Raw genomic sequence first — 16,721 nt, forward strand, 5'->3', positions numbered from 1 at the left:
CTTCGTCGTATGTCACCACCCCTCGACACAGCACCACAACAAACGCGCCCCACGCGCCCCGAACCCCCACCCCCCATCGACGAAGGCGCCAACCCGCACCGCGCGCCTCAAAACAAAACCCTCGGCCCATCGACGACGCGCCACACCCGCACCGCGCGCCTCGAAACCCGCCGAACCCAACCGCCCGTTGTGGTGGAGTTGTTTTGTTTGGGGGAGCGGTGGCCTAAGCCGGCTGGCGGGTAAGGCCACGCTTTCCAGTGGCCCCGCCTTGTAGCCTTACCCAGGCTGCCGCTAGGGGCCCCAAACAAAACAACTTCACCACAACGGGCACTTCAGCTTTAATCTGGCGCCAATGGCCGGCGTCGCCGCCAGGCGACAAGGCCGAAACCCGAGGCGAAGCCGAGGCCAAGAGACCCCTCACACGCAACCCAGCCAGCACGCGGCATGTCGCAGCCTCAAGCCGTGTTCGACGCCATGAAGTCGACGTTCGCGGAACGGAATACGCTCAACCCGTGACGCCCGTACGCGTGCTCGTCCTGCAGCTCGACGACCTCGACCCACCCGGCACCCTGGTCGACTGGCTGGTCGACGCCGGTGCTGACGTACTCCTCGTCCACCCCCACCGCGAGCCGATCACGGCGGACTACGACGCCGTCATCTGCCTAGGCGGCCCCATGGGCGCCAACGACGTGATCGAGCACCCCTGGCTCATCGACGTCCGCAAGCTGCTGGCCTCCTGCGTGACCCACAAGACCCCTCTGCTCGCGATCTGCCTGGGCGCGCAATTGCTCGCGGTCGCGACCGGTGGTGTGGTCGAGGTGGGGGACAGCGGCCCGGAGGTCGGCTCGGGCCTGATCGCCAAGCGGGATCTGGGATGGACCGATCCGCTGTTCGCCGACCTGCCGCTGATGCCGGATGTCGTGCAGTTCCACCACGACGCGGTCACCCGGTTGCCCGTTGGCGCCGTGCTGCTGGCCTCGGCGACCCGGTACCCGAACCAGGCGTTCCGGGTCGGGCCGGTCGGCTACGGCGTCCAGTTCCACATCGAGACCACGCCGGACATGGTGGGCGCCTGGGCCAGGGAATGGCCCGCGTCGGCGGCGCACGCCCGGCCAGGTGACCTGGAGCCGGACCGGTTGGCCGAGGTGCACGCGGACATCGCCGAGACGTGGCGGCCGTTCGTCGAGCGGTTCGTCCGGCTGGCCCGGGGTGAGCTGGCCCCGGCCGAGACCGCCCCCTCGACGCTGCCGCTGGTCTGACATGGCCGACCGCGCCCGTTCGATCTCGTCGGCCGCCCGGTTCGGTCTCACCGACCCGCGCGCCGAGCAGGACCTGCGGGCCGCGGGCCTGTGGGGTGACGCGGGCTCGGAGCGGGAGGTCATCCTCTCCGCGCTCTCCCGGGCCGCCGACCCGGATCTCGCGTTGCGCGGCCTGGACCGGTTGCGGATGGCCGACCCGGACGGCTGGCCCGTCGTGCGCGACGAGCTGGAGGCCGACCGGGGGCTGCGGGCCCGCTTGGTGGCAGTGCTCGGGTCGTCCACCGCGTTCGCCGACTACCTCGCCGCCAACCCGGACCAGTGGCGCAGGCTGGACGGCGGCGGCACCGCGGCCGACCGGTACACCGACGCCCTTTACGCCGCTGTCGGCGCGACCGGAGACGGCCCGCAGGGTCCGGTCGCGGCGGTGCGCGGCCACGAGGCCGTGCGGGTGCTGAAGTCCGCTTATCGCGGTCTGCTCATGGAGGTCGCGGGCGCCGATCTCGGTCACCTGGTCGATTCGACGCTGCCGCGACCCGAGTACGAGGAGGTCGCCCGCGGGCTCAGCGACCTGGCCCAGGCCGCGCTGCGGGCTGCGCTCGCGGTGGCCTGGGCGGAGAGCGACGGCCAGGACGCCGCCCGGTTGAGCGTCATCGCGATGGGCAAGTGCGGTGGCAGCGAGCTCAACTACGTCAGCGACGTCGACGTGGTGTTCGTCGCTGAGGACGACCTCGCGCTGGCCACCAGGGTCGCCAGCGCGACGATGCGGGTCGCGGGCGAGGCGTGTTTCGAGGTCGACGCCGGGCTGCGCCCCGAGGGCCGCAACGGGGCGCTGGTCCGCACCCTGGACGGGCACCGCGCGTACTACCAGCGGTGGGCCAAGACCTGGGAGTTCCAGGCCCTGCTCAAGGCCCGCCCGGTCGCGGGTGACGTCGAGCTGGGCCGGGGGTACCTGGACGTGGTCACCCCGATGGTGTGGACGGCGGCGAACCGGGACAACTTCGTCCCCGAGGTGCAGGCGATGCGCCGCAGGGTCGAGGACCACGTGCCCGCCGACCTGCTCGACCGCGAGTTGAAGCTGGGCCGCGGCGGCCTGCGCGACGTCGAGTTCGCCGTGCAACTGCTGCAACTGGTGCACGGCCGCACCGACGAGTCGCTCCGCCTCGGATCCACTGTGGACGCTTTGGCTGCGCTCGGCGCGACCGGGTACGTCGGCCGCACCGACGCGGCCGAGCTGGCCGACTCGTACCGGTTCCTGCGCACCGTCGAACACCGCCTGCAGTTGCAGCGGCTGCGGCGCACCCACCTGTTCCCCGCCGAGCAGGACACCGACGACCTGCGCTGGCTCGCCCGCGCCACCGGCGTCGGACCCGAGCGCGGCCGCAGTTCCGCCCAGGTGCTCAGCGCCGAGTTCCGCAGGCACACCAACCGGATCCGGCGCCTGCACGAGAAGCTGTTCTACCGCCCGCTGCTGGAGGCCGTCGCCCGCGTCCCGACCGACGCGCTGCGGCTGACCACCGAGGCGGCGCACGCCCGGCTCGCCGCTCTCGGCTACACCTCGCCGCAGGGCGCGCTGCTGCACATCAAGGCGCTGACAGACGGCGTGTCCCGGCGCGCGTCGATCCAGACCGCGATCCTGCCGGTGCTGCTGGACCTGCTCGGTGCCACCCCCGACCCGGACGGCGGGTTGCTGGCCTACCGCAAGGTTTCCGAGGCGCTCGCGTCGACCCCGTGGTACCTGCGGGTGCTGCGCGACGAGGGCGCGGTCGCCGAGCGGTTGGCCACGCTGCTGGGCACGTCGAAGCTGGTGCCGGACCTCGTGGTCCGCGCGCCCGAGGTCCTCCGGTTGCTCGCCGAGCCCCGCGAACTCGCCGTGCGCGACCCCGCCGAGGTCGCGGAAGCGTTGCGGGTGGCCGTGAAACGGCACGGCTACCTCGGGAACGCCGTTGCCGCAGCGCGGTCGCTGCGCCGCCACGAACTTCTGCGGATCGCGTGCGCGGACCTGCTCGGATTCACCGACGTGATGTCCGTGTGCGCGGCGTTGTCCAGCGTGTGGGGCGCGGTGCTGCAGGCCTCCCTCGCCGCGGTCGACCGGGCCGAGGCCGCTTCCGCCGGTGGGCACCCGGCGACCATCGCGGTCATCGCCATGGGGCGCCTCGGCGGCAGTGAACTGGGCTACGGGTCGGACGCGGACGTGCTGTTCGTGTGCGAGCCCGCTCCCGGTGTCAGCGACAGCGACGCGGTGAAGTACGCGAGCCGGGTCGCGCAGGCCGTGCGCAAGCTGCTCGGCTCCCCGACCCAGGACCCGCCGCTGCAGGTCGACGTCGACCTGCGGCCGGAGGGCAGGCAGGGTCCGATCGTGCGGACCCTGGAGTCGTACCGGTCGTACTACAAGCAGTGGGGCGAGATCTGGGAGGCGCAGGCCCTGCTGCGCGCCCGCCCGATCGCGGGCGACGACGGCCTTGGCGCCCGGTTCGTCGAACTGGTCGACCCGATCCGGTACCCCGCCGGCGGTCTCGACCAGGACCAGGTCCGCGAGATCCGCCGCATCAAGGCCAGAGTGGACAGTGAACGCCTCCCGCGCGGCGCGGATCCGTCCACACACACCAAACTCGGCCGCGGCGGCCTCGCCGACATCGAGTGGACCGCCCAGTTGCTGCAGTTGCGGCACGCGCACGCCGTTCCCGCACTGCGCACAACGTCCACAATGGATGCTCTGGCCGCCGCGGTCACCGCTGATCTACTGTCCGAAGAGGACGCGCGGTCGCTGCGCGAGGCGTGGCTGCTGGCGACCAGGGTCCGCAACGCCGCGACCCTGGTCCGCGGCAAGCAGACCGACCAGGTCCCCACGCACGGCCGTGAACTCGCCGCCGTCGCCGCCGCCATGGGCACCCCGCTCACCGAGGACCCCGGCCAGTTCCTCGACGACTACCGCCGCACCACCCGACACGCCCGCGCCGTCGTCGAACACGTCTTCTACGACTGAGGCGGTTCTCACCCCGACGCGCCCGCGGCCGTGACCTACCCTCGGGTGCGTGACTTGGAGCATCCGCATCCCGGTGCGCAGCTACGAACTAGACGCGCTCGGCCACCTCAACCACGCCGTGTACCACCAGTACGCCGAGGTCGCCCGCGTCGAGGGCTTCGCCGCGGCGGGCTGCTCCTGGGACACCCTCATCGCCGCCCGTACCGCCCCGGTCCTGCTCTCCTCCACCATCGACTTCCGCCGCGAACTCCGCACCGGCGACACGGTCGACGTCGACCTCACCGTCAAGTTCAGCTCCGGCAAAACCTTCAACGCCGACTCCACCATCACCAGACTCGACGGCACCACCTCCGCCGAGATCACCTGCCTCCTCGGCGTCATGGACCTCACCACCCGCAGGCTCCTGCCCGACCCCCAGTCCGTCCTCGTCCACCACGGACTCGACCCGGACTTCCTCCCCACCGCCTGACCGCCGGTACGCGTGTCCCGCGCCCGACACACCCCGGTCACCCACCTGTGCCGCCCTCGACTGGCCCTCGCCACCCCGCACCTGCGGCGGAACTGCCCGGCCACTACCTCCACCGGCGCAGCCAAATCCGCGACGTGCTGGCCCAGCGGCTCGGCCGCGGCTGGCGGTCGCGCTTCGCCGACTTCGACGACACCCCGGCCGCAACCCTCCCACCTCGACACCGGCACGAGGAACGCATCCCAGCGACCGAGGGCCGTCCGTCGCACCACGCACCGGTACGACCACACTCAAGCCACTCACATCAACGTCCCCACCGAGTTGTCCACAATGCTCGCCGCTGTCCACAGATCGACCGTCAACCTGTTTCCCCCACCCCCACCTCGGTAAACTGGCATCGAGGGCTGCCCCCGGGAGGGTGGGGGCCGCCCTGGGGGTGGTGGGGGTGGCTTGTCAAGAGTGTGGGGCGGTTTTCGCTGGATTGGGTGAGTAGTGGTGGGGGAGCAGGTGGGGCGAAGCCGTTGTGGGGGCAAAGCAAAAGGGGTCGGTGGGGTTGCTGGACAACCCCACCGACCCCGGGTATCGGCATTACGCCAGGACTTCGTCCACTCCGTGGTCGGCGTCCACGGATTCCGCGATGGACTCCGCGATGGCCCGGCGGAGGAGTTCGCCCGCTAGGGCGGGGGACTGGAGGTCCAGGGGGCCGTACACGGGGACGTCCAGTCCGGCCTGTGCTTCGCGCACCGCCAGGGGGGACGCGGTCAGGAGGCCGCTGACCGCGAGCACCGGGTGGTTGCCCGCCCGGAGTCGTTGGACGCCGTAGAGGGCTCCGGAGGAGTCCGCCGCGGCGAACAGGACGCCGTTGGTGATGCGGCGGATTTCCGGGCGGTCGAGCAGTTGTGCGGTTTCCGGCTGCAGCAGGCCGTCGGCGATCTCCAGGACGATCGCGTCGACGCCGCGGGCCATCAGGTGGCCGTGCAGGAGGAGGGAGCTGGACACGAGGCGTTCCAACGGGATGCGGAACGTGGTGGCCATGCCCGCGTCGGTGAAGTCGAGGGCGGCGACGGCGCCGGAGTCGCGGAAGAGCCAGGGGTCGCCGCCCGCGGCGGTGCCGGTGAGCTTGGCGGCGCCGACGCGCAGGCCGGAGCGGGTGAGGCCGTGCACGAGGGACGCGCAGGTGGTGGTCTTGCCGGAGTTCATCGAGGTGCCGACGACGATGAAGGTCGGCGGTTTGCGCAGGGCGGCCAGCGGGGTGCCCAGGGCGAGGTCGGACACGTTGATGACGTGGCCGTTGTGGTCGCCGACCAGGCCGAGCGGGCGGACCGTGGTCGGCGCGCTGACGGCGGCGTTGCGGCTGCGCACCTTGCCCAGGACGCCACCGGCGGCGACCAGGTCGCAGGCGCCGAGGTCGTCGGGGAGTTCCGCCTCGAAGTGGTCGGGGGCGTAGCGGGCGCCGTAGGCGACCAGGATCTCGTCGCCGACGTACAGCTTGGCCTTGCGGCCGTCGGTGAGTTCGAGGAGCTGGTGGTAGCCGACCTTGGTGACCTCGGCGAGGACCAGGTCGCCGTGGTGCGGTTGGTGTTCGGCGTGGTGGACGAGGCTCAGGCTGGCGTCGCGGTCGAGATTTCGCACGGAGTAGGCCGTCTTGAGCCGTTCCAGGCGCGCGGGATCAAGGGGAGCGAACATGGCTGGGTCCTCGTCGATAGCGGAGAGCGTCCGAACGAGACCCGCACGGACGTGGTGCGCGGGAGCGTAAGGCTTTCCGAGCCGACAAGGGAATCCCGCACCAGGTCTCGATTCGGGAAACACTTCTGTAACCCAGCTAACAGTGCTGGTGGGACCGGATGATCTACCCGTTCGAGTGGATTTCAGGCGGGGCCCGGCCAGGCCGGTCGGACCCGCAGCGCGCACTTCCCGGCCGACACCCCGGCCACGCCGGCGACCGCGGCGCGCGGGTCGACGGCGGCCCGCAACGCGGCCACGGCATCGACGGTCGGGTCGGTGCGCAGCGCGCCTTCGTCGAACACGGTCACGGTGACCTCGGTGGTGACGACGTACTGGCGTCCGTTGCTGGTCATGGTTTCGAGTCTGGCCGCCGGTCCACCGCAGCGCATCGGGACCGGACCCGGGTTCCACCTCAGGGTCTTCCCCTCCGGGGCGCACCGGAACGGCGAAAGCCCGCCAACCACACGGGTTGACGGGCTTTCGCGCTACGGCCGGATCACACGTCGTAGTAGAGACCGAACTCGTACGGGTGCGGGCGCAGCCGCAGCGGGTCGATCTCGTGCTCGCGCTTGAACGCGACCCAGGTCTCGATGACGTCGGGGGTGAACACGCCGCCCTCGAGCAGGTAGTCGTGGTCGGCCTCCAGCGCGTCGAGCACGGCACCCAGCGACGCGGGGACCTGCGCGACGTCCTTGGCCTCCTCGGGCGGCAGCTCGTAGAGGTCCTTGTCGATCGGGGCGGGCGGCTCGATCTTGTTCCGCACGCCGTCCAGACCGGCCATCACGATCGCGGCGAACGCCAGGTACGGGTTGCCGGAGGAGTCCGGGCAGCGGAACTCGACCCGCTTGGCCTTGGCGTTGTTGCCGGTGATCGGGATGCGCACGCACGCGGACCGGTTGCGCTGCGAGTAGACCAGGCTGACCGGGGCCTCGTAGCCGGGCACCAGGCGGTGGTACGAGTTCACCGTGGGGTTGGTGAACGCCAGCAGCGACGGGGCGTGCGCCAGCAGGCCACCGATGTAGTGCCGCGCCGTGTCGGACAGGCCCGCGTAGCCGGACTCGTCGTGGAACAGCGGCACGCCGTCCTTCCACAGCGACGAGTGCACGTGCATGCCGGAACCGTTGTCACCGAACAGCGGCTTGGGCATGAAGGTGGCCGACTTGTCCGCCGCCCACGCGGTGTTCTTGATGATGTACTTGAACAGCTGCAGGTCGTCGGCGGCGTGCAGCAGCGTGTTGAACCGGTAGTTGATCTCGGTCTGCCCGGCGGTGCCGACCTCGTGGTGCGCGCGCTCCACGGTGAACCCGGCGCCCTGCATGTTCAGCACCATCTGGTCGCGCAGGTCGGCCAGGTGGTCGACCGGCGGCACCGGGAAGTAGCCGCCCTTGAACCGGGTCTTGTAGCCCTTGTTGTTGCCGTCCTCGTGGGCGCCGGTGTTCCACCAGCCCTCCACCGAGTCGATCTCGTGGAACGAGCCGTTCTCGGTGTAGTCGAACCGGATCGAGTCGAAGACGTAGAACTCCGCCTCGGGGCCGAAGTAGGCCGTGTCGGCGAAACCGGACTCGGCGATGTACTGCTCGGCCTTGCGGGCGATGTTGCGCGGGTCGCGGGTGTAGGCCTCGCGGGTGAACGGGTCGTGCACGAAGAAGTTCAGGATCAGCGTCTTCTCGATCCGGAACGGGTCGATCCGCGCCGTGTAGGGGTCGGGCAGCAGCAGCATGTCCGACTCGTGGATCGACTGGAAGCCGCGCACCGACGAACCGTCGAAGGCCAGGCCCTCGGTGAACGCGTCCTCGTCGAAGGCGCTGGCGGGCAGGGTGAAGTGCTGCATCACGCCGGGCAGGTCGCAGAACCGGACATCGACGAACTTGACGCCCTCGTCGGCGATGTAGCGCAGGACCTCGTCGGGAGAGTTGAACACGCTGGTGGACTCCTTCGTTCCGCTGCACGGGACCGGACCGACGAACCACGCCGTACCCGCTCGGTGATGACGCTAGGTGCACGGTGTTGCCCGACCATCACCCGGATGTTTCGCCGGTGTTAACGACACCCCTGACGCGTGACGAGCATGCCGGCACGCGCCCGCCGCGGCACCTTCTACGCTGGTCGGGTGAGCAGATGGACCGGGACCTGGTTGTCCGGGCCGGGGGCGGCCGCCGAGCCGTCCGACGGCCCCGCGCGCTACCGGGGGGAACGCCTCGGCGCCCCCGAACGCGGCCCCGGGTCGGTCGCCTCGAACGGGATCCGACTGGGTGCCCTGGTGATCGATCTCGTGTTGGCCTCGCTGGTGACCTCGCTGTTCCTGCGGCCGGACTACAACGACCCGGCCGGGATGTGGCGGTTCAACTACCTGGCCGGGTTGGTCTGGCTGGTGATCACCGCGGTCGGCGTCTCGCTGGGCGGTTTCACCCCGGCCAAGGCCCTGCTCGGCCTGCGCGTGGTCGCCATGGACGGCAAGCCCGTGGTCGGGCCGTTCCGGGCGATCCCGCGGACGGTGTTGATCGCCCTGGTGATCCCGGCCGTCATCACCGACCGTGACGGCCGCGGCCTGCACGACCGGGCCACCGGCACGATCGAGCTACGCACCCGCTGAAGGCTCGGCCAGGTGCACGGCCCACGCCACCGGCGTGAACCCGACCCCGCGGTACACCCGGTCGGCGTCCGCGCCACCCGGGGTCAGCCAGGTCAGCGTCGCCCCGGCCCGCCCGGCCACCTCGACGGCGTGCGCCGTGACCAGCGCGCCCAACCCCCTGCGCCGGTACCGCTCGGCCGTGGCGACCCCCACGATCTCGGTGATCCCGTCGGCGATCTGCGTCCACGACGCCACCGCCGCGGGCTCGCCGTCGACCCGCGCGAGCACGGAACCCCCGTCCACCGGGGGCGGCGGGGGAGTCGTGGGCAGGTCGCCGCCATCGGCCCCGAACGCGGTGTTCGCCACCTCGGCGCCCGCCGCGCGGTCATCGGTCGTGCTGACGTACTCGACCGTGACCCCCGGCGCGGTCTCCGGGACGCGCACCCGGTCGACGGCCAACGTCATCAGCGGCGTGCGCAGGGTGATCTCCAAACCGGCCTCGACCAGCAGCCGCACCGCCCCCGGACACGCCTCGTCGATCAACTCGAACCGCACCGCCCCCGGCCCGAACTCCGCCCGCAACAACCCGAGCGCGGCCACCACCGCACCCGCGTCCAGCACCGGCTCCCCGGGCCTGGACGCCACCGCGTACGAGAGGTAGGCGGGCGCGTCCACCGCGAACAACCCGGTGAACGGCCCCGCGGGCACCACCCGCCGAGCCCGGCTCAACCCCACGATCTGAGCAACAGCGATCCGGGACGCGAGTTCCCCACTGGAAGACACCAGCGGACGGTAGCGCCACCACCCGGGTCAATAAAGTTCTTTTAGATCGATCGTCACCGGGAACGGCAGGTTGGCTGTGAACACGTCGGTGACCTCGTCGTCACGCTGGTAGCCGAACCGGTCGGTGAGGTGCATGGGCAGCAGCGACGCCGGATCGTTCAGGTCGACGATCCAGTAGTGCGGGATGCCCGCGTCCGCGTACAGCTCGTACTTCACGACGCGGTCGATGCGTTTCGAGCGCGGCGAGATGATCTCGATGACCAACGGCACCTCGGAGGCCCGCAGCAGCCCGCCCTCCGCCTTGCGGCGAGCCAGCTCCGCCCTGGCCACGACGATCATGTCCGGTCGTCGGCTGAAGCCGGGTTGGCCGGGCTCGGCGAGCTCGAGGTCGATGTCGACCTCGAGCACCAGCGCCAGGTGGGCGGGAAGTTGTTCGTGGATCAGCGAGCCCAGGGTGAACATCGCCAGTTGGTGTTCCGGCGTCGGGCTGGGGGACATCAGCAAACGACCCTCGTGCAATTCGGCGTAGCCGTCCTCGACCTCGTCGAGGACGGCGTACTCGGCAATGGTCAGCAAGGGCGCGCTGGATTCGATGTGGTGTCGTCGCATCGCGATCACTGGCTCCTCCTCACGTTCGACCATATGTTCGCACAGGGGTACGACAAACGGAGTAGCAGATGCCTACCTGCGGCGCATTGTGCGCTGGACGCTGCGCATCTTGGCGCCCGCGGGCATCGGGCCCTTGGGCAGGGCGGCGCCCCGGGACGAGATGGCCGCGAGGCGCTTCTCGATGGTGTCGATCTGGGCGGGTCGCAGGTTGTTGGGCAGCTTCATCACGTGCCGCTGGAGCTTGTTGAGCGGGACCTCGCCCTCGCCGCGGCCGACGATGACGTCGTAGATCGGGGTGTCGCCGATGAGCCGGGAGATGCGCTTCTTCTCCTGGGCGAGCAGGGTCTTCACCCGGTGCGCGGTGCCCTCGCCGACCAGGACGACGCCGGGGCGGCCGATGACGCGGTGGATCACGTCGAACTGGGTGGTGCCGTTGACGGCGGTGGCGACCCGCCAGCGGCCGCGCAGGAAGTTCTCCAGCACCCACCCGGCGGCGCCGGGCTGGTCCTCGGCCTTGCCGAACTGGGTGCGCTGGACCCGGCGGCCGAGCAGGACGACGGCGGCGAGCACGCCGAACATGACGCCGACGGGCAGCAGGATCCACGGGATGCCGACCAGCCAGCCGATGCCGAACACCACGGCGGTGATGACCACCAGGGCGCCGACCATCAGCGGCAGCAGCGCCTTGTCTTCCTTGCGCTGCATGTTGAACGCCTGGAAGATCTGCGACCGCTTCGCCTTCGAGGCGGCCTTGCGCGCCTTCTTGGCCTCGGCGGCCGCCGCCTTGTCCTGCTTGTCTGCCATGACCACCAGGATACGGGGCCGCCTCCCCCGGTAGGAGCCCGCGCTCTGTCAGGATGCTCCGCATGGCCGGCGCGGACGTGAACCTGATCGATGGGCTCGACCCGGACCAGCTCGCCGCGGTGCGCGCGCCGAGGGGTCCGGTGTGCGTGTTGGCGGGCGCGGGGACGGGGAAGACGCGGACGATCGTCAGCCGGATCGCGCACCTCATCGGGTCCGGGCACGTCACGGCGGGTCAGGTGTTGGCGGTGACGTTCACGGCGCGGGCGGCGGGGGAGATGCGGACCCGGTTACGCGCGATGGGCGTCCCGGGTGCTCAGGCCCGCACGTTCCACTCGGCGGCGTTGCGCCAGTTGCGTTACTTCTGGCCGCGGGTCGTGGGCGACGCGCAGTGGGACCTGGTGGAGACGAAGCTTCGGCTGGTCGGGCAGGCCGCGCACCGGGCGGGAGCGGGCACCGAGCGGGAGACGCTGCGGGACCTGGCGAGCGAGATCGAGTGGGCTAAGGCGTCGCTGGTGGCCCCGGAGGACTACCCGGCAGCGGCGGCGCGCGCGAGGCGTGACTCCCCCGCGGCGCCTGAACTGGTCGCGAAGGTCTACGCCGGGTACGAGTCGTTGAAGAACGAGTCCCGGTTGCTCGACTTCGACGACCTCCTGCTGCACACCGCGGCGGCGTTGGAGGAACACACCGAGGTGGCCGAGGAGTTCCGCGACCGCTACCGCTGTTTCGTGGTGGACGAGTACCAGGACGTCACGCCGTTGCAGCAGCGCGTCCTCGAAGCGTGGCTCGGTCGGCGCGACGACTTGACGGTGGTCGGTGACGCCAACCAGACCATCTACTCGTTCGCCGGGGCCTCGCCGCGGCCGCTGTTGGACTTCACCCGCCGGTTCCCCGAGGCCGCCGTGGTGCGCCTGGAACGCGACTACCGATCGACGCCCGAGGTCGTGTCGCTGGCCAACCGCGTCATCTCCGCCGCGCGCGACAGGCCGGCCGGGTCGCGGTTGAAGTTGGTCGGTCAGCGCGACAACGGTCCCGAGCCCAAGTTCGCCGAGTACGACGACGAGCCCGCCGAGGCCGTGGCCGTCGCGGCCCGGGTCAAGGAGCTTGTGGAGGCGGGGACCCCGCTGAGCGAGATCGCCATCCTCTACCGGGTGAACGCCCAGTCCGAGGTGTACGAGCAAGCGCTTGCGCAACTGGAGATCCCGTACCTGGTGCGCGGCGGTGAGCGGTTCTTCGCCCGGCAAGAGATCCGCCAGGCCGTGGCCGCGCTGCGCACCGCGGCCGTCAAAGGACCCGAGGGTGAACTGCCCGCGATCGTCCGCGCGGTGCTCGTGCCGATCGGACTGACTGAGGAACCGCCAACGGGTGGCTCCGCGCGAGAGCGCTGGGAGTCGCTGTTGGCCCTGGTCGAGTTGGCCGAGGAGTTGGCGTCAACTGCCCAGGACGCGGACCTGTCGCGGTATGTCACCGAGCTCGACCAGCGCGCGCAGGCCCAGCACCCGCCGACGGTGGAGGGCGTCACTCTCGCCTCGTTGCACGCCGCCAAGGGCCTGGAGTGGGACGCGGTGTTCCTCGTCGGCGTGGTCGAGGGCACGTTGCCCATCCAGCACGCCGATGGCGACGATGCCGCGATCGAGGAGGAACGCCGACTGCTCTACGTCGGTGTCACTCGCGCGCGTGTGCACCTGTCGATGTCGTGGGCGCTGGCCCGAGCCGAGGGCGGCAACCGGTACCGCAGGCGCAGTCGATTCCTCTACGGGCTGATCCCGGAGAACCACCCGGTCGCCCGCGTCGCCGCCACCCGGCAGCGCGACCTGCCCCGGCAGGCGGTGGCGCGCGGGATGAACCCGGTCCGGTACTGCCGGGTCTGCGGCGACAAGCTGGTCGGCACCATGCCGATCAAGCTCGGCCGGTGCGAGAGCTGCCCGGCCGACCTGGACGAGGGTCTGCTGGAGCGGTTGCGCGGGTGGCGGGTGGAGCGGGCCAAGGGGCTCAAGGTCCCGGCGTACGTGATTTTCACCGACGCCACCCTGCTGGCCATCGCCGAGCAGCGGCCCGCGGACCGGGCCGCGCTGGTGGCGATCTCCGGGGTGGGGGCCACCAAACTGGACCGGTTCGGTGCCGAGGTGCTGGCCCTGGTGGGCGGCGAACCCCGGTCGGGTGACGTGTGACCGGGGTCACCAGAAGTTCCGAAAATTAGGTTGCACGCCCGCTGCCAGGGCCAATAACCTGCAGTGGCAGGGCACGAAGTGCCCTGGGGGAATCACACCGGGGAAAGTCAGCGTAGCAGGAAGGTGGTGGCCATCGTGGTGATCTTGATGACGCAGCGCACCCCTGGCTACCAACTGCCTGTGGGGGCTTTCCCGTCCGACCACGCCTTCGGCGCCCGCGTTGTCCTGGGCACCGCCGTCGAATCCGCGTGGCGTTGTGAGCGTTCCGGCGTGGTGGGCACCGGCCTTGCCTGGGGTCCGACCGCCGCTGCCGCTCAGGCGACCGAGGTCGCCGCTGTCGATCGTGTCGCAGTTGACCGTGCGGCCGCTGACCGCGTTGTGCGCGACCGCGCCCTGATCACCCCGTCCACCACCGCCGTCGTGGCCGCCGTTCCGGCTGCCGTCGTCGAGCGGGTCGGCAATGGGCCGGTCAAGGCCAGTGCCACCACCACCGGTCTCACCGCCAAGCAGCAGTTCCACCCGTCCACAGCCTCAGGCTGGGGGACTTGACGCCACAGTCAAGACTCTCCAGGCCCGAGGCCGCGGACTCCGATACCGGAATCCGCGGCCTTTTTCTTTGCCGTGAAACAGAAACATGAACCGCCACAGCACTGAGCACAGCACCGTTGACCAGCAGGTTTCCCACACCGCCACACAGGAGCACCCGATCATGAGTACCGCCACCGCCCCCCTTCCCGGGGCGTTCCCCGAGTTGAGCCCAGCGGGCTCCGGGGTCAGTGAACTGCTCGACGCGGCACCCGCCGCCGGGCTGGCGCTGCCCTGCCGGTCCACCGAGAACCCCGACCTCTGGTTCGCCGACGCTCCCGCCGAGTTGGAGCGGGCCAAGGTCCTCTGCGGCGACTGCCCGGTCCGCGCCGCCTGCCTCGCCTCCGCGCTCGCCCGGCACGAGCCGTGGGGCGTCTGGGGCGGGGAGATCTTCGAGCGCGGCGCGGTGATCGCCAGGAAGCGGCCGCGTGGCCGCCCGCGCAAGGAGGACCTGGCCAGGGACGCGACCGACCGTCCCGCGCGTGACCGGGACGAGGTCGCCGCATGAGCACGCCGCTGATCGACCCGCTGACCATGAACCCGATGACCCAGTACACCCCAGAGGGGTTTCCGCAGATGTTGCTCTACGAGAATCTCGCCCGATCACGAAGGCTCGAGGCGGAGCAGGCCGCGCGTACGCGTCGCCTGGTCCGCCTGCTGAGCGCGGCCAAGCGCTGGGAGCGGATCTCCCGGTGGGCGGCTCGGCGCGCGAACCGCGCCACCGCCGCCCTCTAAGTCCGCACCCCTGTCCTGAACGCGAAGCCCACCACCGTTCTGCGGTGGTGGGCTTCGGCCGTTCGGGTGGAGAACCCCCGCCGGTCCAGCGATGTCCGGCCGCGGCCGTGGCTTCCGCCGCCACCGCCACTAGCGTGGACGACCGTTGGCCTCGGTCCACGACCCGCTTGGACGTGGTGATGCACAGCGACGAACCGACCTCGCACGGTCCGGCGGGTACCCGCTTGGCCGTCCCCGACCGGCTGAGCTCCCCCGCCGTGCGCCCGCGGCAGCCACCGCCGGGCGAGGTGAGCGACGCCGAGTGGATGACCCGCCCCGAGTCGCACGCCCTGGTCCGGCCGTACGCGTGGACCGGCGGCCGCACCCAGTCCCGCCCCGACCTGGCGGTCGAGGCCCTGGTCAGCACCGTCCGCGAGCCCCGGCGCGCGTCCTGGGAGCACCGGTTGGTGGCCGAGTTGTGCGTCCAGGCCCGGTCGGTCGCCGAGGTCGCCGCCCTGATCCCGGTGCCGCTGGGCGTGGCCCGCGTCCTCATCAGCGATCTCGCCGACCAGGGCGTCCTCGTCGTGCACGGGGTCGCGGGCGCCAAACCGGACCTGGACTTCATGCGGCGCGTCCTCGCCGGGCTGCGCGGCCTCTGAGGTTGCGTGCTCGCCCCCAGGTCCTACCGTCGACCTCATGGCGCACGCGCACACCCACGACGACATCGACTGGGCCGCCCGCACCACCCCGATGCGTCGGGCCGACGACATCCAGGCCGACGTCTCGGCCGCCGTCGCCCGCCGCCTGCTCGCCATGACACCCCCGCGCCCCACGGTCGTCGACGTCGGTTCCGGCACCGGCGGCATGGCCGTCGCCTTCGCCGAGTCCCTCCCCGAGGGCGGCCGCCTGGCCCTGGTCGACGCCGTGCCCGCGCTCCTCGAGGTCGCCGCCCGCCGGGTCCCCGCCGTCCCCGGCCTGGAGTTGACCACGGTCCTCGCCGCCGCCGACGACCCGACCCTCCCCGACCTCGTCCCCCCAGCCGACCTCGTCTGGGCCTCCGGCGTCGTGCACCACCTCCCGGACCAGCAGGCCGCCCTCGCCGCCCTGACCCGCTTGCTCACCCCCGGCGGCCGGCTCGCCCTCCGCGAGGGCGGTCTCCCCACCCGGTGCCTCCCGTGGGACCTCGGCCTCGGCACCCCCGGCCTGCAAGATCGTCTCCTCGCCGCCCGGGACACCTGGTTCGCCACCCTCCGAACCCCCACCCCCCGCCTCCCCGTCGGCTGGAACATCGCCCTCACCCGCGCAGGCCTCACCGACGTCGAGTCCTTCACCTACCTCGTCGACCTCCCCGCCCCCGCCTCCCTCGCTGCCCGCCACGCCGTCGCCGACTGGCTCGGCGCCCTGGCCGCTCTCGCCGCCCCCCAACTCACCCCCACCGACCAAACCACCCTCCGCCGCCTCCTCGACCCCGACAGCCCCGACTGGATCGTCGACCGCCAAGACACCTTCATCCTCGGCGCCTCCACCGTCTTCACCGCCCGAAAGGCCTAACCTCCCCCTCATGGAAACCTGCTCCCTCTGCGGCCGAAAAAGAGCAGACGACCCCCCACTGGAAGCCCTCGCCTGGGTCCCGGAACAAACCGACCGTGGCACCCAATGGCTCTGCCCCACCTGCACCAGAACCCACGTCCGAGACATCGAAGGCAAACTCCCCACCGACTACTGGTGACCCGCCCCCCCAATCCCGCGCGCCTCAAAACAACCCCCCACATCGCCAAACCCCCACCACCAACCAGCACCAATCGACGAAGCCCCACAACACACTCGCCCCGGGTCCCAGCAAGCCACCGACACCAACCACCCCCGAGGCGAGCACCACAACCAACCAGCACCGCGCCCCTCAAGCCCCGGCCTCCATCAACGAAGCGCCACTCCCGCACCGCGCGCCTCGAAACCCCCAGCCCCATCAACGAAGCGTCACCCCCACCCCACGCGCCCAAAAAAGCCAGCCCAGATCGACGAATCACCACCCCCACCGCACGCCTCAAAAAAA

The 16,721-nt window shown here is 71.1% G+C and carries 16 protein-coding genes; 10 read left to right on the top strand and 6 right to left on the bottom strand.

Annotation, left to right across the window (positions count from 1 at the left end; translation table 11 throughout):
- Window positions 1-512 precede the first annotated feature (512 nt).
- Genes H504_RS0105485 through H504_RS0105495 form a run of 3 tightly spaced genes read left to right on the top strand, consistent with a single transcriptional unit; the run spans window position 513 to window position 4,711 of the window.
- Window positions 513-1,259 (top strand): type 1 glutamine amidotransferase, encoded by a 747-nt coding sequence (locus H504_RS0105485; RefSeq protein ID WP_026421958.1) that lies wholly within the window; start codon window positions 513-515, stop codon window positions 1,257-1,259.
- A 1-nt stretch (window position 1,260) separates the two neighbouring features.
- Window positions 1,261-4,242: a bifunctional [glutamine synthetase] adenylyltransferase/[glutamine synthetase]-adenylyl-L-tyrosine phosphorylase gene (locus H504_RS0105490; protein ID WP_026421959.1), complete on the top strand. Its 2,982-nt coding sequence runs from the start codon at window positions 1,261-1,263 to the stop codon at window positions 4,240-4,242.
- A 49-nt stretch (window positions 4,243-4,291) separates the two neighbouring features.
- Window positions 4,292-4,711 (top strand): acyl-CoA thioesterase, encoded by a 420-nt coding sequence (locus tag H504_RS0105495; RefSeq protein WP_026421960.1) that lies wholly within the window; start codon window positions 4,292-4,294, stop codon window positions 4,709-4,711.
- A gap of 585 nt (window positions 4,712-5,296) precedes the next feature.
- Here H504_RS0105495 and H504_RS0105500 read toward each other — a convergent pair.
- The 3 genes from H504_RS0105500 to glnA form a co-directional block, all read right to left on the bottom strand.
- Entirely contained in the window at window positions 5,297-6,394 is a 1,098-nt protein-coding gene (locus tag H504_RS0105500) for a P-loop NTPase family protein (RefSeq protein ID WP_026421961.1), read from the bottom strand.
- Window positions 6,395-6,576: 182 nt separating this feature from the next.
- Window positions 6,577-6,786: a hypothetical protein gene (locus tag H504_RS38410; RefSeq protein WP_026421962.1), complete on the bottom strand. Its 210-nt coding sequence runs from the start codon at window positions 6,784-6,786 to the stop codon at window positions 6,577-6,579.
- Between the two features lie 143 nt (window positions 6,787-6,929).
- Entirely contained in the window at window positions 6,930-8,354 is a 1,425-nt protein-coding gene (gene glnA / locus H504_RS0105510; protein WP_026421963.1) for a type I glutamate--ammonia ligase, read from the bottom strand.
- A 189-nt stretch (window positions 8,355-8,543) separates the two neighbouring features.
- Between glnA and H504_RS0105515 the strand changes: the two genes are divergently transcribed.
- Complete coding sequence (locus H504_RS0105515) at window positions 8,544-9,026, top strand: RDD family protein (RefSeq protein ID WP_026421964.1); 483 nt, start codon at window positions 8,544-8,546, stop codon at window positions 9,024-9,026.
- On the opposite strand, the gene H504_RS0105520 is transcribed toward H504_RS0105515, so the two are convergent.
- From H504_RS0105520 to H504_RS0105530, 3 genes are all read right to left on the bottom strand, one after another.
- A complete protein-coding gene (locus tag H504_RS0105520) occupies window positions 9,012-9,788 on the bottom strand; it encodes a GNAT family N-acetyltransferase (protein ID WP_035303357.1) in 777 nt (258 codons plus the stop codon). The two genes, H504_RS0105515 and H504_RS0105520, sit on opposite strands and share 15 nt — an antisense overlap.
- A 27-nt stretch (window positions 9,789-9,815) precedes the next feature.
- Window positions 9,816-10,397, bottom strand: a complete 582-nt coding sequence (locus H504_RS0105525) for a Uma2 family endonuclease (RefSeq protein ID WP_026421966.1) — start codon at window positions 10,395-10,397, stop codon at window positions 9,816-9,818.
- Window positions 10,398-10,469: 72 nt separating this feature from the next.
- A complete protein-coding gene (locus tag H504_RS0105530) occupies window positions 10,470-11,201 on the bottom strand; it encodes a DUF4191 domain-containing protein (RefSeq protein WP_026421967.1) in 732 nt (243 codons plus the stop codon).
- A gap of 62 nt (window positions 11,202-11,263) precedes the next feature.
- Between H504_RS0105530 and H504_RS0105535 the strand changes: the two genes are divergently transcribed.
- The 6 genes from H504_RS0105535 (at window position 11,264) to H504_RS0105560 (ending at window position 16,219) form a co-directional block, all read left to right on the top strand.
- Complete coding sequence (locus tag H504_RS0105535) at window positions 11,264-13,369, top strand: ATP-dependent DNA helicase UvrD2 (RefSeq protein WP_026421968.1); 2,106 nt, start codon at window positions 11,264-11,266, stop codon at window positions 13,367-13,369.
- A gap of 147 nt (window positions 13,370-13,516) precedes the next feature.
- Window positions 13,517-13,918: a hypothetical protein gene (locus tag H504_RS0105540; protein WP_157440232.1), complete on the top strand. Its 402-nt coding sequence runs from the start codon at window positions 13,517-13,519 to the stop codon at window positions 13,916-13,918.
- A 160-nt stretch (window positions 13,919-14,078) separates the two neighbouring features.
- The gene (locus tag H504_RS0105545) at window positions 14,079-14,462 is read left to right on the top strand and encodes a WhiB family transcriptional regulator (RefSeq protein ID WP_026421970.1); all 384 of its coding nucleotides are present in this window, start codon (window positions 14,079-14,081) and stop codon (window positions 14,460-14,462) included.
- Window positions 14,459-14,689 carry a hypothetical protein gene (locus H504_RS33425; protein ID WP_051385520.1) on the top strand — a complete coding sequence of 77 codons (231 nt, stop codon included), beginning with the start codon at window positions 14,459-14,461 and terminating at the stop codon, window positions 14,687-14,689. The genes H504_RS0105545 and H504_RS33425 overlap by 4 nt, the downstream gene beginning before the upstream one ends.
- A 179-nt stretch (window positions 14,690-14,868) precedes the next feature.
- On the top strand, window positions 14,869-15,327 hold the full coding sequence (locus H504_RS39470) for a DUF742 domain-containing protein (protein WP_211239264.1): 459 nt from the start codon (window positions 14,869-14,871) through the stop codon (window positions 15,325-15,327).
- A gap of 37 nt (window positions 15,328-15,364) precedes the next feature.
- Window positions 15,365-16,219, top strand: coding sequence for a class I SAM-dependent methyltransferase (locus tag H504_RS0105560; protein ID WP_026421972.1), 855 nt, complete (start codon window positions 15,365-15,367; stop codon window positions 16,217-16,219).
- The last annotated feature ends 502 nt before the right edge of the window (window positions 16,220-16,721 follow it).

It is taken from the genome of Actinokineospora inagensis DSM 44258, from assembly GCF_000482865.1.
GTDB lineage: Bacteria > Actinomycetota > Actinomycetes > Mycobacteriales > Pseudonocardiaceae > Actinokineospora > Actinokineospora inagensis.